The 18,415-nt window shown below is 68.1% G+C and carries 17 protein-coding genes; 8 read left to right on the top strand and 9 right to left on the bottom strand.

What is annotated here, in order from left to right; genetic code table 11:
- Positions 1-3: 3 nt before the first annotated feature.
- From AC07XP_RS18065 to AC07XP_RS18025, 9 genes are all read right to left on the bottom strand, one after another.
- Positions 4-1,215 (bottom strand): CaiB/BaiF CoA transferase family protein, encoded by a 1,212-nt coding sequence (locus AC07XP_RS18065; protein ID WP_070062798.1) that lies wholly within the window; start codon positions 1,213-1,215, stop codon positions 4-6.
- Positions 1,216-1,218: 3 nt separating this feature from the next.
- The gene (locus AC07XP_RS18060) at positions 1,219-2,202 is read right to left on the bottom strand and encodes a Bug family tripartite tricarboxylate transporter substrate binding protein (RefSeq protein WP_354344647.1); all 984 of its coding nucleotides are present in this window, start codon (positions 2,200-2,202) and stop codon (positions 1,219-1,221) included.
- 11 nt (positions 2,203-2,213) lie between these two features.
- Positions 2,214-3,200, bottom strand: coding sequence for a Bug family tripartite tricarboxylate transporter substrate binding protein (locus AC07XP_RS18055; protein WP_495265441.1), 987 nt, complete (start codon positions 3,198-3,200; stop codon positions 2,214-2,216).
- A gap of 41 nt (positions 3,201-3,241) precedes the next feature.
- Complete coding sequence (locus AC07XP_RS18050; protein WP_487850204.1) at positions 3,242-3,691, bottom strand: hotdog family protein; 450 nt, start codon at positions 3,689-3,691, stop codon at positions 3,242-3,244.
- A gap of 178 nt (positions 3,692-3,869) precedes the next feature.
- A complete protein-coding gene (locus tag AC07XP_RS18045) occupies positions 3,870-4,400 on the bottom strand; it encodes a hotdog family protein (protein WP_095948015.1) in 531 nt (176 codons plus the stop codon).
- A 14-nt stretch (positions 4,401-4,414) separates the two neighbouring features.
- Positions 4,415-5,086, bottom strand: coding sequence for a nitroreductase (locus AC07XP_RS18040; RefSeq protein WP_354344798.1), 672 nt, complete (start codon positions 5,084-5,086; stop codon positions 4,415-4,417).
- Positions 5,087-5,088: 2 nt separating this feature from the next.
- Complete coding sequence (locus AC07XP_RS18035; protein ID WP_495265440.1) at positions 5,089-6,288, bottom strand: CaiB/BaiF CoA transferase family protein; 1,200 nt, start codon at positions 6,286-6,288, stop codon at positions 5,089-5,091.
- An 11-nt stretch (positions 6,289-6,299) separates the two neighbouring features.
- Positions 6,300-7,394 carry an acyl-CoA dehydrogenase family protein gene (locus AC07XP_RS18030; RefSeq protein WP_495265439.1) on the bottom strand — a complete coding sequence of 365 codons (1,095 nt, stop codon included), beginning with the start codon at positions 7,392-7,394 and terminating at the stop codon, positions 6,300-6,302.
- A 21-nt stretch (positions 7,395-7,415) separates the two neighbouring features.
- The gene (locus AC07XP_RS18025) at positions 7,416-8,603 is read right to left on the bottom strand and encodes an acyl-CoA dehydrogenase family protein (RefSeq protein ID WP_495265438.1); all 1,188 of its coding nucleotides are present in this window, start codon (positions 8,601-8,603) and stop codon (positions 7,416-7,418) included.
- 241 nt (positions 8,604-8,844) lie between these two features.
- Here AC07XP_RS18025 and AC07XP_RS18020 point away from each other — a divergent pair, with 241 nt between their 5' ends.
- The 8 genes from AC07XP_RS18020 to AC07XP_RS17985 all read left to right on the top strand — a co-directional run bounded on the left by AC07XP_RS18020 (position 8,845) and on the right by AC07XP_RS17985 (position 18,388).
- On the top strand, positions 8,845-10,083 hold the full coding sequence (locus AC07XP_RS18020) for an ABC transporter substrate-binding protein (RefSeq protein ID WP_095746814.1): 1,239 nt from the start codon (positions 8,845-8,847) through the stop codon (positions 10,081-10,083).
- Positions 10,084-10,152: 69 nt separating this feature from the next.
- Complete coding sequence (locus AC07XP_RS18015) at positions 10,153-11,367, top strand: ABC transporter substrate-binding protein (protein WP_495265437.1); 1,215 nt, start codon at positions 10,153-10,155, stop codon at positions 11,365-11,367.
- A 44-nt stretch (positions 11,368-11,411) separates the two neighbouring features.
- Complete coding sequence (locus tag AC07XP_RS18010) at positions 11,412-13,052, top strand: 3-(methylthio)propionyl-CoA ligase (RefSeq protein WP_495265436.1); 1,641 nt, start codon at positions 11,412-11,414, stop codon at positions 13,050-13,052.
- 172 nt (positions 13,053-13,224) lie between these two features.
- Positions 13,225-14,898, top strand: a complete 1,674-nt coding sequence (locus AC07XP_RS18005; RefSeq protein ID WP_062475161.1) for a sigma-54-dependent Fis family transcriptional regulator — start codon at positions 13,225-13,227, stop codon at positions 14,896-14,898.
- Between the two features lie 222 nt (positions 14,899-15,120).
- Positions 15,121-15,390 (top strand): phenol hydroxylase subunit, encoded by a 270-nt coding sequence (locus AC07XP_RS18000; protein WP_495262382.1) that lies wholly within the window; start codon positions 15,121-15,123, stop codon positions 15,388-15,390.
- A 43-nt stretch (positions 15,391-15,433) separates the two neighbouring features.
- Positions 15,434-16,438, top strand: a complete 1,005-nt coding sequence (locus AC07XP_RS17995) for an aromatic/alkene monooxygenase hydroxylase subunit beta (protein WP_095746811.1) — start codon at positions 15,434-15,436, stop codon at positions 16,436-16,438.
- A 32-nt stretch (positions 16,439-16,470) separates the two neighbouring features.
- Positions 16,471-16,767 (top strand): MmoB/DmpM family protein, encoded by a 297-nt coding sequence (locus AC07XP_RS17990; protein ID WP_174250302.1) that lies wholly within the window; start codon positions 16,471-16,473, stop codon positions 16,765-16,767.
- Positions 16,768-16,804: 37 nt separating this feature from the next.
- Positions 16,805-18,388 (top strand): aromatic/alkene/methane monooxygenase hydroxylase/oxygenase subunit alpha, encoded by a 1,584-nt coding sequence (locus tag AC07XP_RS17985; protein ID WP_495265435.1) that lies wholly within the window; start codon positions 16,805-16,807, stop codon positions 18,386-18,388.
- Positions 18,389-18,415 lie beyond the last annotated feature (27 nt).

Below are 18,415 nucleotides of genomic sequence, written 5' to 3'. Positions count from 1 at the left end.
ACCTCAGGCCCGCGCCACCACGCCGGCGGTCACCAGCGCATCGACCGCCGCGCGTTCGAACCCGAACTCCCCCAGCACCTCGTCCGTGTGCTCCCCCAGCGACGGCGCAAGCCGCTGCACGCCGCCAGGCGTGGCCGAGAGCGTGAACGGCACGCCGGGAAAGCGCAGCGTGCCTTCGGTCGGGTGCTCGGCGTCGTGCCACAGGCCACTGGCCTTCAACTGCGGATCGTCGGGCAGCTGCTGCAGTGTCTGGATCGGCATCGCCGGAATGTCGGCCTGGCGGAAGGCCGCGACCCATTCGGCCGTGGTGCGCGCGCCGGTGGCGCGTTCGAGTTCGCCGAACACCACGGTGTGGTTGCGCACGCGCGCGGCCAGCGTGGCAAAGCGTTCGTCCTCGCGCAGCTCGGGGCGGCCCACGACCTCGAAGAAGCGCAGCCACTGCGCGTCGGTGTAGGGCACCAGCGCGATGTAGCCGTCGGCCGTGCGAAAGGGCTTGCGCACGCCCGAGCGGATCGAGCCGTACACCATGTCGTCGATGGGCGGCTGGAAGGTGTGGCCCCACAGGTGCTCCACCATGTTGAAGGCGGTCATGGTCTCGAACATCGGAACGTCGACCGCCTGCCCCTGGCCGCTGCGCTCGCGGTGGAACAGCGCGGTGACGATGGCGTACGCCGCGTACAGCGCCGTGGTCTTGTCGGCCACGAGCGCGGGCATGTAGCGCGGCTCGCCGGTGTAGATCGATTGCAGCTGCGCCAGGCCCGAGGCGGCCTGGATGATGTCGTCGAAGGCCGGCAGGCCCGCATAGGGGCCCTCGTCCGAGAATCCCTTGACGTGCGCGCTCACGAGGCGCGGGTTGAGTTCCAGCAGCCGCGCCGCATCGATGCCGATGCGCGCCGCTGCATCGGTGCGCACCGAATGCACGAGCACGTCGCTGCCGCGCACCAGCGTGTCGAGCACCTCGCGCGCGGCGGGTTGCTTCAGGTCGAGCACGAGGCTGCGCTTGTTCCGGTTGCACGACAGGTACAGCGACGACATGCCCTTGTGGCGCGCAGGCCCGACCGAGCGGGCCAGGTCGCCTTGCGGCGCCTCGACCTTGATGACGTCGGCGCCCATGTCGGCGAGCATCTGGCTGGCCAGCGGGCCGAGCACGACGGACGAGAGGTCGAGCACCTTGACGCCTTCGAGGGCGCCGCGAAAAAGGGGAGGGGGCGTCATCGGTCAGTCCTCCAGGCGGATGCCGGTCTTGTCGATCACGCGCTTCCACGTGTCGGCGTCCTGGCGCAGCACCACGGCGAACTCGGCGGCCGTGCTGCCCACGGGTTCGATGTTCATGTCGCGCATCTTCTTTTGCACCTCGGGCTTGGCGATGATGGCGGCAACGGCCTTCGACATCTTGTCCACGCGCGGCTGCGGCGTGCCGGCCGGCAGGAACAGCGCAATCCACGCATAGGGCTCGAAACCTGCGTAGCCCGCCTGCTGGAAGGTCGGCACCTGCGGCAGCGTGGCCGAGCGCTGCGTGCCCAGTGCCGCCAGCGCGCGCAGCTTGCCGCTTTGCAGATAGGGCAGGGCGGTGCCGGTGTCGAGCACGGCCACGCGGATGTGGCCGCCGAGCAGGTCGGTCACCATGGGGGCGGCGCCCTTGTAGGGCACGTGCGGCATGTCGACGCCAGCCTCCTTCTTGAACAGCTCGCCGTAGATGTGCGAGGTGGTCGCCACGCCGGTGGAGCCGTAGGAGTACTTGCCGGGCTCGGCCTTGAGCAGCGTGACGAGTTCGGCCAGCGTCTTGGCAGGCACGTCGGGCGTCACGACCAGGGCCGAGGTCGAGATGCCGATCTGCGACACGGCCGCGAAGTCTTTCACCGCGTCGTACGAGAGCTTGCGCTGCAGCGCGGGCATCTGCACATGCGTGGTGATGGTGAAGAGGGCGGTGTGGCCGTCTTTCGGGGCACGCGCGACGGCGGCGGCGCCGATGGTGCCGCTGGCGCCCACGCGGTTGTCGACGACGACGGGCTTGCCCCAGGCGGTGCCAAGTTCCTGCGCGACCAGCCGCGCGATGTTGTCGGTGATGCCGCCAGCGGGGAAGGGCACGACGAGCGTGACGGGTTGCGAGGGGTAGTCGGCGGGTGGCTGTTGCGCGGCGGCGGGCAGCGAGAGCAAGGCAGCCAGTGCGAAGCCGAGCGTGGAAGAAGAAAGACGTGTCATGGCGTGCGGTCTCAATCGAGCTTGATGTTCTTGGCCTGGATCACCTGCTTCCACCGCGCATGGTCGGCGCGCATGGTGGCGGTGAGCTGCGCGGGCGTGCTGCCGACCGGGATCACGCCCAGGCCTTCGATGCGCGCGGCCTGCTCGGGGCTTTGCACCACCTGGGCCACTTCGGTCGACAGGCGCTGCGCGATGGGCTGCGGCGTGCCTGCGGGCAGGTAGATGCCGAACCAGCCGACCGACTCCATGCCGGCGAAGCCCTGTTCCTTGAAGGTCGGAACGCCGGCCGCGAGCGGGGCGCGTGCGGTGCCGACCACGGCGATCGACTTCGCCTTGCCGGCCGCGACGTGCGGGCCCACGCCCTTGGCCGAGACGAACACGGCGTCGACGGTGCCGCCGAGCAGGTCGGTGATGGCCGGCGCTTCGCCCTTGTAGGGCACGTGCAGCAGCTGGATGCCTGCGGCGTCCTGCAACACTTCGGCGTACAGGTGGGCGCTCGATCCGTTGCCGTAGGAGCCGTACGAGTACTTGCCGGGCGCGGCGCGCGCGAGCTTGACGAAGCCGTCGAGGGTGTCGACGCCGAGCTTGTTGCTCACGGTGAAGACGATGGGCAGGCGGCCCGCTTCCGACACGGGCACGAAGTCCTTGAACGGATCGAAGCCGGCGTTGGGGTACAGCAGCGGGTTCTGGATGATGGAGGTGAGCGAGAACAGCACGGTGTAGCCGTCGGCCGGTGCGCGCTGCACGGCGGTGATGCCGATCTGCCCGTTGCCGCCGGGGCGGTTGTCGACGATGACGCTCTGGCCGAGCCGCTTGCCCAGGCCCTCGGCGACGATGCGCGCGAACACGTCGGTGCCGCCGCCCGCGGCGTAGGGCACGATCATGCGGATGGGTTTGTCGGGCCACGTGGTCGTTGGCTGCTGCGCGAAGGCGCTGCTCGTGGCCAGGGCGGCGGCCAGCGCGAGGGCGTGGCGGCGGGTGAATCTGCTGCTGTGCATGTCTGTCTTGTCTCCGATGGTTTTTCTGTCTGGGTGCGATGTCAGGGCGGCAGGCTCACGACGGCAATGCCGGGGCCGACGGACACGCCGTGGCGGTTCTCGCTCCACAGGCGCAGGTCGAGGCGGTGGCGGTGCGCGGCATCGGCGCTGTCGTCGATCCACTTGCGCTCGACCTGGCCGCGCACGGTGACGGTGTCGCCCGCGGTGTTGAACGACTTCATGCGAAAGCCGCGGATGGCATGCAGCACGCCGGCCGTGCCGATGTACTCGCGAATCGCGCGCTCCCACATGCCCTGCAGCAGCATGACGTTGGCGTACATCTCTGGCGCGCCGGTCGATTGGGCGTGCTCGGTGTTGTGATGGATGGCGTTGAAGTCGCGGTTGGCGCCGGCGGCCATCACGAGGCGGTAGACGGTGAGGGGGAAGGGCACGGGGTTCAAAGGGTCGCCCTCGTTGACTTCGTTCCAGTGGCGTTGTTCTTGCCAGTTCATCTTGTTGCTCTGCTTTCTTTGTTCAGGGCGCGTGCACAGGCCACCGGGTACTTCCCTCCGCGAATGTCCCCCGGCCTGCGGCCTCCTCCTTGATTTCGCTGCGGGAAGCACCCAGTGCCCTGTGCACAGGAAGCAGCGCGCCGGTGCGGGAGGCCGCATGGCATCGGGCGTCTGTTCGCTAGTGCGGCAGGTAGTGGTACATGCCGAAGCGGCAGCGGGCCACCACCTCTTCGCGCTGATTCACGATGTCGTACTCCCACGTCGTGAACGCACCGCGCCCGACCTTCGTGGCCTTGGGTTCGCAGCGCACGAGCCGGTTGCCGCGCCTTCCCAGCCGGTCGCCTAGGCGGGCGGGTTGCAGGTAGTCGACCTCGTAGTCGGTCGCCATGTAGGCGGTGGTGGGCGGCATGCCTTCGGGGCGCGTGCCCTTGAGCGGGCTGCGCTCGGGTTCGGCGTTGCGTGCGTCGCTGGTGAACACGGGCGGCTGGCCCGGGGCCCACATGGGCGGCAGCGTGAGGCTGGCGAGGCTGGTCGATGGCGCGACGGCGTCGGGCCCGTGGTGCAGCGGGCAGTCGAACTCCAGCACCTCGACATAGCGGCGCACCGCGCCGGCCTCGATCACGTCGACGCCCCAGCGGATCACGCCGTTCGCGAAGTCTTCACCCACGCGCGCCACCATCGGCGCCCAGGCGCTTTCCCAATCGTCCATCGGTGATTGCCTTCCTAGATGCCGATGAACTCGGCCACGTCGTCCAGCGGCGCGCGCTCGGTCTCAAGGGCGTCGATGGGCTTGTCGCGGTCGGCGTAGCCGATGGCCATGCCGGTGAAGAGCATGCGTTCGGGCGGCAGGTCGATGAAGCGGCCGATGGTCTGCGGGTAGATGGCCCAGCATTCCTGCGGGCAGCTGTCCAGGCCCTCGGCGCGCAGCAACAGCATCACGTTCTGCAACATCATCCCCAGGTCGGACCACTGCGGCGGGCCCATGCGGCGGTCGACGGTGCAGAAGAGTGCGAGCGGCGCGCCGAAGAACTGGAAGTTGCGCGCAAACCATTTCAGGCGCGCAGCCTTGTCCTCGCGCGGAATGCCCAGGCGCGCGTACATCGCCTCGCCGACGGCAAAGCGGCGGTCGCGGTACGGGGCCACCAGTTCGCGCGGGTAGATGTCGTACTCGCTGCCTTCGCCGCCGGGCGTTTCCTGCACGCGGGTGCGCATGAGGGCCTTGAGTTCGTCCAGGCGCTCGCCGCCCACCACATGCAGGTGCCACGGTTGCAGGTTGCCGCCCGAGGGCGCGCGCAGCGCGGCCTGCAGCACGCGGCGGATCGTGTCGGCGGGCACGGGGCGGTCGAGAAATTCGCGCACCGAGCGGCGGCTTGCGACGGCGTCGTAGACAGTCATGGTCATGCGGCGTTCTTTCGTTCGTTCATGAGGGTCACGCCCAGTTCGCGGGCCACTTCGGTGCTGTGCTGGCCGGGCGTCGCGGCGTGCGACAGGTCGGCGTAGGCATAGCCCGAGAAGCGCACCGGCGGGCGCACTTCAAGATACGCGCCTTCGGTCGGGTGCGTGCGCTGTCGGAAAAGGCCGGCGGCCTGCAGCTGCGGGTCGTCGGGCAGGTCGGCGATGTCGTTCACGCGCATCGCGGGCACGTTGGCCTTCTTCAAGATGTCGAGCCACTCGGCCGTGGTGCGCTCGGGCAGGATCGCGGCGGCGGCCTCGTACATGCGGCTCATGTGCTTGCGCCGCAGCGCCTTGTCGGCCAGCTCGGGCGCCTCGAGCACCTCGGGGTGGCCGGTGGCCTCGAAGAAGCGCAGCCAGCGGTCGTCCAGGTAGGGCGCAATGGCGATGTAGCCGTCGCGCGTGCGCATGGGCTGGCGCATGGGGTCGATCTGGCGCGGGTACAGCGCGGGGCCGGTGGGCGGCACGAAGGTCTTGTCGCACAGGTGCTCCACGAGGTTGAAGCTGGCGAGTGATTCGAACATCGGCACCTCCACCTGCTGGCCCTCGCCGGTGCGCAGCCGGTGCACCACGGCGGCGAGCACGGCATACGCCGCATGCAGGCCCGAGACCTTGTCGGCCATGGTCATCGGCACGTAGCGCGGCTGCGGGTTGCCGTCGACCTTGGGCGGCAACGAGGCAATGCCCGAGGCGGCCTGGATGATGTCGTCGTAGGCCTGCAGCGCGGCATACGGCCCGCGCTGGTCGAAGCCGGTGCAGTGCACGTAGACGATGTCGGGGCGGATGGCGCGCACGTCGTCGTACGACAGGCCGGCGCGCGCGATGGCGTCGCTGCGCACGTTGTGGATGAAGATGTCGCTGGTCTCGATGAGGCGGCGCATCGCGGCGCGGCCGTCCTCGCGCTTCAGGTCCCAGTCGACCGAGCGCTTGCCGCGGTTCAGCCGCAGGTGCACGGGGCTCATCAGCGGCGTGACGGGCGGCGTGCCGATGATGCGGATGCTGTCGCCCTCGGGCGGCTCGACCTTGACCACCTCGGCGCCGAGGTCCGCAAGGATCTGCGTGCAGTAGGGGCCGAAGATCACCGTGGTGAGGTCGACGATGCGCAGGCCTTCGAGCATGCGGGGGGCGGTGGATGGTGTGGTCATGGGATGGGAGGTCATGCGGCGACGAGGCCCTGCATTTCGGCGGCGAGGTGGCGCACGCGCTCCGGCCCGCCGAGCAACTGGCGGTTGAAGCCGATGCGCTTGAACCAGTAGTGCAGGCCCAGCAGGTCGGTGATGCCCATGCCGCCATGCACCTCGGTGGCGGTGCGGGCGACGAAGGTGCCGGTCTCGCTCAGGTGCGACTTGGCGTGCGCGGCGAGCAGCGCGGCTTCGTCGGGCAGTGCGTCGAAGGCGTGGGCCGCATACCAGACGAGTGCGCGGCCGGGCTCCAGCGCGGCGGCCATTTCGGCGCACAGGTGCTTCACGGCCTGGAAGGAACCGATCACGCGGCCGAACTGGCGGCGCTCCTTGGCGTAGGCCACGGCCTGGCCGATCATGGCTTCGCCCGCGCCGAGCGTGTCGGCGGCGAGCAGGGCCCAGCCCGCACTGCGCAGGCGCGCGAGCGTGGCGGAGCTGCTGTTGGGCAGTCGCTCGGCCTTCACCTGCGCGAAGTGCAGCTCGCCGAGCGGGCGCGTGGCGTCGATGCTGCGCAGCGCGCCGCGCGTGAGGCCCTGTGCATCGGCGCGCACGAGGTGCAGGCCACCCGCGCGGTCGGCCACGATGAACACATCGGCCGCGCCCGCGTCGAGCACGAAGAGCGCGCTGCCGTCGAGCGTGCCGTCGGCCACCGCCGTCACGCCGGCGCCATCGCGTGCGCCGGCCACGGCCTCGGCGATGGCCACGCCGGCGATGCACTCGCCTGCGGCCAGGCGCGGCAGCCATTCATCCTGTTGCGCCGCGCTGCCGGCTTCGCGCAGCGCGAGCGGTGCGAGCACGGCGGTGCCCAGAAACGGCGTGGGCGCGACATGGCGACCCAGCTCTTCGGCGGCCAGCGCGGCGTCGAGCAGCGACAGGCCGAGCCCGCCGAAGGCCTCGGGCACGAGCAGGGCCGGCACGCCGACCTCGCACAGCGTGCGCCAGACCTCGCGGTCCAGCGGCAGGTCGTCGGCTGCGACGCGGCGCACGCGGTCGAGCGGACAGGCGCGTTCGAGCGCGCGGCGCAGGCTGTCCTGCAGCAGCTTCTGGTCGGTGGAGAGGGCGAATTCCATGGCGTGCTTTCTTTCAACCGATCAGGCAAGACGCGGCTCGCGCGGCATGTCGAGCCCGCGTTCCGCGATGATGTTTTTCTGGATCTGCGCGGTGCCGCCGCCGATGATCAGACCCAGGTCGAACATGTAGCGCTCCTGCCAGAGCGCCTGCGCGCGCAGGTGCGCGCTGCCCGGCATCAACAGCCCCAGTTCGCCCAGCGCGTCGATGGCGAGCGCGGCCAGCTGGTGGCGCAGCTCGCAGCCCTGCAGCTTCACGACCAGCGCGGCCAGGCCCGGGTCTTCGCCCTTGGCCGCGGCCGTGAGCAGCCGCAGGCCGTGGCACTTCTGCGCCAGCACCTGGCCCTGCAGCCGCATCAGGCGGTCGCGCAGCACGGGTTGGTCGATGAGGCGCGTGCCGCCCACCGTCTCGGCCTGCATCAGCGTCGCGAGCTCCTGGTAGCGCTGGGTCGTGAGGTTGGGGTTGCCGAGCGAGCCGCGCTCGTGCTTGAGCGTGGCGTTGGCCACCTTCCAGCCGTCGCCGCGCTGGCCCACGATCTGGTGCTGCGGCACGCGCACGTCGGTGAAGAAGACCTCGTTGAACTCGGCATGGCCCGTCATGGTCTTGAGCGGGCGCACCTCGATGCCGGGCGTCTTCATGGAGAACAGCAGGTAGCTGATGCCGGCGTGCTTCGCGGCGCCGGGCTCGGTGCGCACGAGGCAGAAGATCATGTCGGCCACGTGCGCGGTCGAGGTCCAGATCTTCTGGCCGTTGATGACGAAGTCGCCGCCGTCTTCGGTGGCGCGCGTCTGCAGCGAGGCCAGGTCGGAGCCCGCGCCGGGCTCGGAGTAGCCCTGGCACCAGACCACCTCGCCGCGCAAGGTGGGGCCGATCCATTCGCGCCGCTGCGCCTCGGTGCCCAGCTCGAGCAGGGTGGGCACCAGCATCGAGATGCCCTGGTTGCCCAGCGGCGGCGCCACGCCGGCGCGCGCGAACTCCTCGGTGATGAGGTGCGACGCCATCACGTCGGCTACCGCGCCGTGGCCCCCGTACTCACGCGGCACGGTGCGGCCCGCGTAGCCGTGGTCCAGCAGCAGGCGCTGCCAGGCAAGGGCGTCGGCGTCGGGGCGTTCGGCGGTGCGCGCGAAGGCCGAGCGGTGGCCGTGCGTGGCGAGGAATGCGCGCAGCTCGTCGCGAAAGGCTTCGTAGCGGGGATTGAGCGTGAGGTCCATGCGGTGCTTGCCTTCGGTGCGCGCCGCGTTGCGCGGCGGTGAGTGTTGTCTCCGTGTCGAGGCCCATGCTAGGGGCAACCCTCGGCCGCTCTCAATCGTCCGTTCCGACGATGTGACGCGCAGGAGGCGCTGCCTACCATCCAGCCCGAATGCCGCACGAGGTCCGCAAGAGACCCATGCAAGGCCGGCAAGAGGCCCGCGGCCGCAGCTTCTTTTTCACGAGAACGACGGAGACAACACCATGACACGTTCCCTCATTTCCGCCCGCCCCGGCACGCGCCGCCGCCTGCTGGGCGCAGGCCTAGCCGCCACGCTCGGCCTCGCCACCGCTTTCACGGCGCAGGCCCAGAAGCGCTATGACCCGGGCGCGAGCGACACCGAGATCAAGATCGGCCACATCGTCCCGTACTCGGGCCCGGTGTCGGCCTACGGCACCATCGGCAAGGCGGCGGCGGGCTACTTCGCCAAGCTCAATGCCGAGGGCGGCATCAACGGCCGCAAGGTCACGTTCATCTCGCTGGACGATGCCTACAACCCCTCCAAGACGGTGGAGCAGGCGCGCAAGCTGGTGGAGCAAGACGAGGTGCTGGTGCTCTTCGGCCCGCTGGGCACGGCGCACAACCTGGCCATCCAGCGCTACATGAACGCCAAGAAGGTGCCGCAGCTGTTCGTGGCCACGGGCGCCACGCGCTTCGGCGACCCGAAGGCCTTCCCCTGGACCATGGGCTGGCAGCCCACGTACCAGACCGAAGGCAAGATCTACGCGCAGCACATCCTCTCGACCAAGCCCAACGCGAAGATCGCCGTGCTCATGCAGAACGACGACTTCGGCAAGGACTTCCTGAAGGGCTTCCTGGAGGCGCTGGGCGACAAGGCCAAGACGATGATCGTGGCGCAGTCGACCTACGAGGTGACCGACCCGACCATCGACAGCCAGATGGTCAACCTGAAGGCCTCGGGCGCCGACACCTTCTTCAGCATCACCACGCCCAAGTTCGCGGCGCAGGCGATCCGCAAGGCGGCCGACATCGGCTGGAAGCCCACGCAGTATTTGTCGAGCGTGTCGGTGTCGGTGTCGGCGGTGATCAAGCCGGCGGGCCCCGAGAACGCGGTGGGCGTGATCTCGGCCACCTACCTGCGCGACCCGGCCGACGACATGTGGAAGGGCGCCAAGGAGTACGAGGACTACAAGACCTGGTTCAGCAAGTACTACCCCTCGGGCGACCTGAGCGATTCGCTCAACGTGCTGGGCTACTCGTCGGCGCAGACGCTGGAGCAGGTGCTGCGCAAGGCGGGCGACGACCTCACGCGCGCCAACATCATGAAGGTGGCGGCCAACCTGCAGTACAGCCCGCCGATGCTCTACCCGGGCATCGAGGTGAAGACCTCGCCGACGGACTTCTACCCGATCGAGCGCATGCAGCTGGTGCGTTTCAACGGCACGCGCTACGAGCCGTTCGGCAAGGTGCTCGGCGATTGATCAATGCCACACGGGCCGCGCTGTCGGTCCGCCATTCATTTCCCCTTTTTGTTTTCCACTGAAGCTTCCATGACCTCCATCGTTCGACTGGCCGCCGCCCTGGGCGGCGCGGCCCTCCTGTTCACCGCCGGCGCGGCCCTCGCGCAGAAGAAGTACGACACCGGCGCCTCCGACACCGAGATCAAGCTCGGCATGGCCATGCCCTACAGCGGCCCGGTGTCGTCGTACGGCATCGTCGGCAAGGTCAACGAGGCCTACTTCAAGATGGTGAACGACAAGGGCGGGATCAACGGCCGCAAGGTCACGCTCATCAGCTACGACGACCAGTACACGCCGCCGCGCACCACCGAGGTGGTGCGCAAGCTGGTCGAGCAGGACGAAGTGCTCGCCGTGTACGGCAACCTGGGCTCGGCATCGAATGCCGCGATCCAGCGCTACATGAACGCCAAGAAGGTGCCGCACCTGTTCCTGGGCGTGGGCGCCGACCGCTTCAACGACCCCAAGGCCTACCCCTGGACCACGCCCTACATGCCCAGCTACGAGGGCGAGGGCAGCCTCTACGCGAAGAACATCCTCAAGACGATGCCCAACGCGAAGATCGCCGTGCTCTACCAGAACGACGACTTCGGCAAGGACCTGCTCAAGGGCCTGAAGAAGGGTCTGGGCGACAAGGCCTCGATGGTGGTGGCCGAGGCCTCGTTCGAGGTGGCCGACCCGACGGTCGATTCGCAGATCATCAAGCTGCAGTCGTCGGGCGCCGACGTGTTCGTCAACTTCGCCACCGCGCGCTTCGCCGCGCAGGCCATTCGCAAAGCGTGGGACATCGGCTGGAAGCCCAAGCAGCAGTACCTCACCTACGTGTCCGCCTACGTGAAGATGACGCTGGAGCCCGCGGGCCTCGAAAAGTCGAAGGGCATCATGGCCATGGCCTTCTTCAAGGACGCCGCGCAGCCGCGCTGGGCCAACGACCCGGCCACGCAGGAGTTCCTGGCCTTCATGAAGAAGTACGCGCCGAACGAAGACGTGAACAACGCCGCCGGCGTGTACGGCTACGGCGTGGCGCAGGCCATGGAGACCGTGCTCAAGGCCTCGGGCGACAACCTCACGCGCGAGAACGTGCTCAAGCAGGCCACCACGCTCAAGAACATGCGCACCGGCATGCTGCTGCCGGGCATTGCGCTGAACACCTCGGTCACCGACTACTTCCCGTTCAACACGCTGCAGCTGGTGCAGTTCAACGGCAAGGAGTTCGAGCCCATGGGCGATTCGATTGCCGTGAAGTAGCCTTCGCAGACGCACGCTCAAAAGAACCACAGGAGACACACACCATGCTCGGACTGATGCAGGACCGCCCGCTGCTGATCTCGTCGCTGATCGATCACGCGGCCACCTTCCACCCCCACGTCGAGATCGTCGGTCGCACCGTCGAAGGCCCGGTGCACCGCACCAACTACCGCGAGGTGCAGCGGCGTTCCAAGCAGGTGGCCAACGCGATGAAGGCGCTGGGCGTGGCGCCCGGCGACCGCGTGGGCACGCTGGCGTGGAACACCTACCGGCACCTGGCGCTGTACTACGGCGTGTCGGGCTCGGGCGCGGTGCTGCACACGGTGAACCCGCGGCTTTTTCCGGAGCAGATCGACTACATCGTCAACCACGCCGAAGACAAGGTGCTGTTCTTCGACACCAGCTTCGCGCCGCTGGTCGAGAAGCTCGCGCCCAAGCTCAAGAGCGTGCGCGCCTTCGTCGCCATGACCGACCGCGCCCACATGCCGGCCATCGACGTGCCCAACCTGCTGTGCTACGACGAGCTCATCGGCGCGCAGAGCGAGGACTACACCTGGCCCGAGTTCGACGAGCGCACCGCCTCGTCGCTGTGCTACACCTCGGGCACCACGGGCAATCCCAAGGGCGTGCTGTACAGCCATCGCTCCACCGTGCTGCATTCGCTGATGGAATGCGCGCCCGACACCTTCGGCGTGTGCTCGCAGATGACGCTGCTGCTGGCCGTGCCCATGTTCCACGCCAACGCCTGGGGCATGCCGTACTCGGCGCCGATGGTGGGCGCCAAGCTCGTCATGCCCGGCCCGCACCTCGATGGCCAGAGCCTGTACGAGCTCATGCGCGACGAGAAGGTGAGCTTCTCGCAGGCGGTGCCCACTGTGTGGCTGATGCTGTTCCAGTACTTCGACGCCCACCCCGAGATCGACACCCGCGCCATCGGCCTCAAGCGCATCGGCGTGGGCGGCGCCGCCACACCGCGCGCCATGATCGAACGCTTCGAGCGCGACTTCGGCGCCGACTTCGTGCAAGGCTGGGGCATGACCGAGACCAGCCCCATCGGCGTGATCGGCAACCTGCTGCCCAAGCACCTCGCGCTCCCGAAAGAGGAGCAGACCACGGTCAAGATGCGCCAGGGCCGCGGCGTGTGGGGCGTGGAGCTCAAGATCGTCGACGAGAACGGCCAGCGCCTGCCGCACGACGGCGTGGCCTTCGGCCACCTGCATGTGCGCGGCCCGTGGATTGCGAGCGGTTACTTCCGCAGCGAAGGCGGCGACGTGCTCGATGCCGAGGGCTTCTTCCCGACCGGCGACGTGGCCAACATCGACGCCGACGGTTATGTGCAGCTGGTCGACCGCGCCAAGGACGTCATCAAGTCGGGCGGCGAGTGGATCTCGTCGATCGACCTGGAGAACGCCGCCAGCGCGCACCCGGCCGTGGCCGAGGCCGCGGTGATCGGCATCGCGCATCCGAAGTGGCAGGAGCGGCCCCTGCTGATCGTCGTGAAGCGTGCAGGCGCAGAGGTCACGGGCGAGGAACTGCTCACTTTTCTTTCGCAGCGCGTGGCCAAGTGGTGGCTGCCCGACGAAGTGGCTTTCGTCGACAGCCTGCCGCATACAGCCACCGGCAAGCTGCTGAAGACCAAGCTGCGCGAGCAGTTCAAGGGCTACGTCGCAGCCAAGTCAACTTGATGACAGTTGTTCCGGCTTTCTGTGCATAACTCTGTGGGTTGTCTGAGGAAGTCGGAAGGCAAAGCGAGCATTGGCGCGGCTTCGCACCACGTTGCCTGTTGATTGAGCAGCCTTGTCGTCCGTCCTTGCAGGAGAATGTAGGAGGAACGGATTCCAGACAAGTAAAGGGGACATGGTGGGAGAACTTCTTTCTCTCCTGCGCTTCAGCGCCGGCTCGGGCCATATCTGGCTGGACGAGCAGCGCATGCTGCTCATGCATGCCCGGGCCTTCGCCGAACTGCGCCGCGAACTGCTCGACTCGCTGGGCATCGAGCGCGCGCGCGGCCTGCTGGTGCGCATGGGTTTTGCTTCCGGCCTGCGCGACGGCGAGGTGGCCGTGCGCGAGCGCCTTGCCGGCATGCGGGCCGAAGACGCCTTCATGCTCGGGCCGCGCCTGCATTCCATCGAGGGCATCGTCTCGGTGCAGAAGGTGCAGGTCGACCTCGACGTGGCCACCAAGCATTTCTACGGCGAGTTCCTCTGGGAGAACTCCTGGGAATGCGAAGCCCACGTGGCCGACTTCGGCTACGGGGAAGACCCGCAGTGCTGGTCGCAGATCGGCTACGCCTCGGGCTACACCACCGCCTTCATGGGGCGGCTCGTGGTGTTCAAGGAAGTCGAATGCACCAGCATGGGCGACAGCCGCTGCCGCATCGTCGGCCAGGCCGCCGAGGCGTGGAACGACGAGCACTACCTCGAGTACTTCCGCCAGCACCACGTGGCCGAGAAGCTCATCGACTTCAACCTCGGCCTGCAGCACCTGCGCCGCCTGCAACCGCGCCGCGAGTACGACCAGAAGCTGGTCGGCGTGTCGCCGGGTTTCCGTGCCGCCTTCGAACTCATGCGCAGCGCGGTCGACAGCGCCATCACCGTGCTGCTGCTCGGCGAGACCGGCGTCGGCAAGGAAGTGTTCGCTCGCTGGCTGCACGACAACGGGCCGCGCGGCAAGCAGCCCTTCATTGCCGTCAACTGCGCGGCGATCCCGGCCGACCTGATCGAGGCCGAGCTGTTCGGCGTGGAAAAGGGCGCCTACACCGGCGCCCACCATGCGCGCGCCGGGCGCTTCGAGCGCGCCCACGGCGGCACCCTGTTCCTGGACGAGGTGGGCGACCTGCCGCTGGCCGCGCAGGTCAAGCTGCTGCGCGTGCTGCAGACCGGCGAGGTCGAGCGCCTGGGTGCCGAGCAGCCGACCAAGGTCGACGTGCGCATCGTGGCTGCCACCAACGTCAACCTGCAGCAGGCCATGCAGGCGGGCAAGTTCCGCACCGACCTGTTCTACCGGCTCAACACCTTCCCGATCCAGATTCCGCCGCTGCGCGAGCGCACCGCCGACATCCCGGCGCTGGTGGCACGCTTCGTCGAGAAGTACAGCGCGCTGTACGGCAAGAAGCTGCGCGGCCTCACCGACAAGGCCGCGCTCGACGTGCACAAGCACGCCTGGCCCGGCAACATCCGAGAGCTCGAGAACGTGATCGAGCGCGCCGTGCTGCTGGCGCCCGACCACGGCGACATCGAGGCCTGCCACCTGTGGATGCAGCCGCCGGGCGCGCCGCCCGACAACCAGCTCGACGCCAGCGGCAAGGTCGCCACAGGCGCGTCGGCTTCGGGCGCCGACGCGAGCGAGCTCGACGCGCTGTGCCAGCGCGTGCTCGAGCAGAACATCGACATCGCCTCGCTCGAGCAGCGCCTCATGCAGACCGCGATGCAGCGCGCCAAGGGCAACCTGTCGCAGGCCGCGCGGTTGCTGGGCATCACGCGCCCGCAGCTGGCCTACCGGCTGAAAAAGGAAGGCCTGCCGACGTCCTGAGCGGACGCCGGCCGGCGTTTTCCGGTTTTCACCATTTGATCAAGCTGCACCGCAGCAAATGATCAAACCAGCATCCGGGACTTCCCGGTGCTTCGGGCCCGCAGGCGCAGCGGGCCCATGCAAATCAATCACTTAGCCACGCTGGCACGCCCGTTGCCCTTATCAGGCCGGGCGGCGCTGGTGCCGTCCACCTGTTGATGGATTGAACAAGTGATGCCCTCGATGCAGCCCGACCCCCGCAGCGGCAGCGCCGCACAGATGACCGGCCAGCCGTGCTTCGTGCGCGTCACCGGCACGCGCGGCACGCGCTTCGTGGAGTTCGAGTTCGCCATCGGCGACCCCGAGCTGGCCGTGGAGCTGGTGCTGCAGTTCGACCAGTTCCGCGAGTTCTGCGCGCGCCACACGGTGCGCCACCTGAGCACCGAAGAGGGTGCGCGGCTGGACTTCGAGCGCATGAAGTGGCGCTTCGGCGCGCCCGGCATCGACCACTGACGACCCCCGCATTTTTTTCCCGCGACAACCAAGGAGACACCCCGTGCAAGTCGACATCAAGACCTCGGACATCCGGCCGATCCGGCAGACCTTCTCGCATGTGGCGCGGCGGCTCGGCGACAAGCCGGCCTCGCGCTACCAGGAGGCCACGCTGGACATGCAGCCCACCGCCAACTTCCACTACCGGCCGCTGTGGGACCCGCAGCACGCGCTGTACGACAAGCGCCGCACGGCGCTCGTGATGGCCGACTGGTACAGCTTCAAGGACCCGCGCCACTACTACTACGGCGTGTACACCATGACCCGCGCGCGCCAGGGGGAAGGCGCCGACCGCCAGTTCGAGTTCGCCGAGAAGCGCCAGCTGCTGGCCCAGGCCGATGCGGGCGTGCGCGAGTCGCTGCAGCAGGTGCTGGTGCCGCTGCGCCACTACGAGTGGGGCGCCAACATGAACCACAGCTACTGCTGCGGCTACGGCTACGGCACGGCCATCACGCAGCCCTTCATCTACGCGGCCATGGACCGCCTGGGCATCGCGCAGTACCTCTCGCGCGTCGGCCTGCAGATCGACGCCAACTCGGGTCGCGCGCTGGACGCCGGAAAGGAAGCCTGGCTCGCGCACCCGGCCTGGCAGGGCGTGCGCCGCCTGATGGAGAACCTCTTCGTCACCAAGGACTGGTTCGAGGTGTTCGTGGCCCAGAACCTCGTGCTCGACGGCCTGCTGTACCCGCTGGTCTACCGCCACTACGTGAACGCGCACAGCGCCGCCACCGGCAACGCGCTGGCGATGCTGACCGAGTTCATGAACGAGTGGTTCGACGAGAACGTGCGCTGGGTCGACGCCACGCTGAAGACCGCCGCCGACGAGTCGCCCGCCAACGCCGAGCTGCTCGCGCAGTGGTATGCCAGCTGGCGCGACCAGGCCGTGCAGGCGCTGGCGCCGCTGGCCGCGCTGGCGCTCGGTGCGCAGGGCGCCGAGGTGCTCAAGACGCTGCATGCCGCGCTCGACGCGCGCGTGGCCCGGCTGGTGCGCACGGGCGCTGCCGCCTGACGACCGAACCGATCGAACCAAGGAGACCACCCATGACCACCGCCACCGCCGAAGTGTCCCGCCCGCCCGTCTTCATTGCCCTGCAGACCGGCGAGGCCGCGCGCGCCATCGTCGAGGCCATCGTGGCCGACAACCCCGGGGCCACCGTCACCGAGTACCCCGCGATGGTGAAGATCGACGCGCCCGGCCGCCTCGTGATCCGTCGCGAGAGCGTCGAAGCCCTGGTCGGGCGCCGCTGGGACCTGCAGGAACTGCACCTGAGCCTGATCTCGCTGTCCGGAAGCATCGAAGAGACCGACGACGAATTCACCCTCCACTGGGGCGCCTGAGCCCAGGCCTCACCGGACCACGACCAAGGACCACGCCATGACCACCCAAGCAGCAGCAAAGACCCCCACGACCCCGCGCCTCGGCCTGAAGGAACGCTACGCCATGATGACCCGCGGCCTCGGCTGGGAGACCACCTACCAGTCGATGGACGACGTGTTTCCCTTCGACAAGTTCGAGGGCATCAAGATCCACGACTGGGATAAGTGGGAAGACCCGTTCCGCCTCACGATGGACGCCTACTGGAAGTTCCAGGGCGAGAAGGAGAAAAAACTCTACGCCATCATCGATGCGTTCCAGCAGAACAACGGCCAGTTCAACATCAGCGATCCGCGCTACCTGAACACGCTCAAGCTGTTCCTCACCGGCGTCTCGCCGCTGGAGTACGCGGCGCACCGCGGCTATGCCATGGCCGGGCGCTCGCTGCGCGGCGTGGGCGCGCGCGTGGCCTGCCAGATGCAGTCGATCGACGAGCTGCGCCATGCGCAGACGCAGTTCCACACCATCAGCCACTTCAACAAGTACTTCCATGGCCTGCACGACCCGCAGCACATGCACGACCGCGTGTGGTACCTGTCGGTGCCCAAGAGCTACTTCGAGGACGCCATGAGCGCGGGGCCCTTCGAGTTCATCACCGCCATCTCGTTCTCCTTCGAGTACGTGCTGACCAACCTGCTGTTCATGCCCTTCATGAGCGGCGCCGCCTACAACGGCGACATGGCCACCGTCACCTTCGGCTTCTCGGCGCAGAGCGACGAGTCGCGCCACATGACGCTGGGCCTGGAGGTGGTGAAGTTCATCCTCGAGCAGGACCCGGACAACGTGCCCATCGTGCAGAAGTGGGTCGACAAGTGGTTCTGGCGCGGCTACCGCCTGCTCACGCTGGTCGCGATGATGATGGACTACATGCTGCCCAAGCGCGTCATGAGCTGGTCCGAGGCCTGGGAGATGTACTTCGAGAAGAACGGCGGCGCGCTGTTCGAGGACCTGGCGCGCTACGGCATCCGCATGCCCAAGTACCACGAGGTCGCGTCGAAGGAAAAGAGCCGCATCTCGCACGAGGCCTGGGCCATCTTCAACAACTACGGCCACGCTGCCAACTTCAACGTCTGGGTGCCCAAGCAAGACGAGATGACCTGGCTGGCCGAGAAGTACCCCGAGACCTTCGACAGCCTGTACCGCCCGCGCTTCGAGTGGCTGGCCGAGCAGGAGAAGCAGGGCAAGCGCTGGTTCAACAACACGCTGCCCATGCTGTGCCAGACCTGCCAGATCCCGATGGCCTTCACCGAGCCCGACGACCCCACCAAGATCTGCTACCGCGAGAGCAGCTACCACGGCATGAAGTACCACTTCTGCTCCGACGGCTGCAAGGACGTGTTCGACGGCGAGCCCGAGAAGTACGTGCAGGCCTGGCTGCCGGTGCACCAGATCTACCAGGGCAACTGCTTCCCCGAAGGCACCGACCCGACGGTGGAAGGCTTCAACCCGCTGGCGGCCGTGCTGGACTACTACCACATCAACGTCGGCGCCGACAACGGCGAGTTCAACACCTCGCCCGACAAGGCCAACTGGGAACGCTGGACCGGGCAGGACCTGTCGACGGCCGAGCCCAAGGTGGCCTGAGCACCCAGGCCCCACCACCCCTCATCG

This window comes from Variovorax sp. GW531-E2, assembly GCF_059423125.1.
This window is presented reverse-complemented; position numbering and strand designations above follow the sequence as displayed.

Bases quoted from the DNA above. Each gene is read 5' to 3' on its own strand.
- AC07XP_RS18055 (WP_495265441.1), bottom strand. From the start codon at position 3,200: ATGCACAGCAGCAGATTCACCCGCCGCCACGCCCTCGCGCTGGCCGCC.
- AC07XP_RS17985 (WP_495265435.1), top strand. From the start codon at position 16,805: ATGACCACCCAAGCAGCAGCAAAGACCCCCACGACCCCGCGCCTCGGC.
- AC07XP_RS18040 (WP_354344798.1), bottom strand. From the start codon at position 5,086: ATGACTGTCTACGACGCCGTCGCAAGCCGCCGCTCGGTGCGCGAATTT.
- AC07XP_RS18020 (WP_095746814.1), top strand. From the start codon at position 8,845: ATGACACGTTCCCTCATTTCCGCCCGCCCCGGCACGCGCCGCCGCCTG.
- AC07XP_RS18000 (WP_495262382.1), top strand. From the start codon at position 15,121: ATGCAGCCCGACCCCCGCAGCGGCAGCGCCGCACAGATGACCGGCCAG.
- AC07XP_RS18010 (WP_495265436.1), top strand. From the start codon at position 11,412: ATGCTCGGACTGATGCAGGACCGCCCGCTGCTGATCTCGTCGCTGATC.
- AC07XP_RS18060 (WP_354344647.1), bottom strand. From the start codon at position 2,202: ATGACACGTCTTTCTTCTTCCACGCTCGGCTTCGCACTGGCTGCCTTG.
- AC07XP_RS18045 (WP_095948015.1), bottom strand. From the start codon at position 4,400: ATGGACGATTGGGAAAGCGCCTGGGCGCCGATGGTGGCGCGCGTGGGT.
- AC07XP_RS18065 (WP_070062798.1), bottom strand. From the start codon at position 1,215: ATGACGCCCCCTCCCCTTTTTCGCGGCGCCCTCGAAGGCGTCAAGGTG.
- AC07XP_RS18015 (WP_495265437.1), top strand. From the start codon at position 10,153: ATGACCTCCATCGTTCGACTGGCCGCCGCCCTGGGCGGCGCGGCCCTC.
- AC07XP_RS18005 (WP_062475161.1), top strand. From the start codon at position 13,225: ATGGTGGGAGAACTTCTTTCTCTCCTGCGCTTCAGCGCCGGCTCGGGC.
- AC07XP_RS18050 (WP_487850204.1), bottom strand. From the start codon at position 3,691: ATGAACTGGCAAGAACAACGCCACTGGAACGAAGTCAACGAGGGCGAC.
- AC07XP_RS18035 (WP_495265440.1), bottom strand. From the start codon at position 6,288: ATGACCACACCATCCACCGCCCCCCGCATGCTCGAAGGCCTGCGCATC.
- AC07XP_RS17990 (WP_174250302.1), top strand. From the start codon at position 16,471: ATGACCACCGCCACCGCCGAAGTGTCCCGCCCGCCCGTCTTCATTGCC.
- AC07XP_RS18025 (WP_495265438.1), bottom strand. From the start codon at position 8,603: ATGGACCTCACGCTCAATCCCCGCTACGAAGCCTTTCGCGACGAGCTG.
- AC07XP_RS18030 (WP_495265439.1), bottom strand. From the start codon at position 7,394: ATGGAATTCGCCCTCTCCACCGACCAGAAGCTGCTGCAGGACAGCCTG.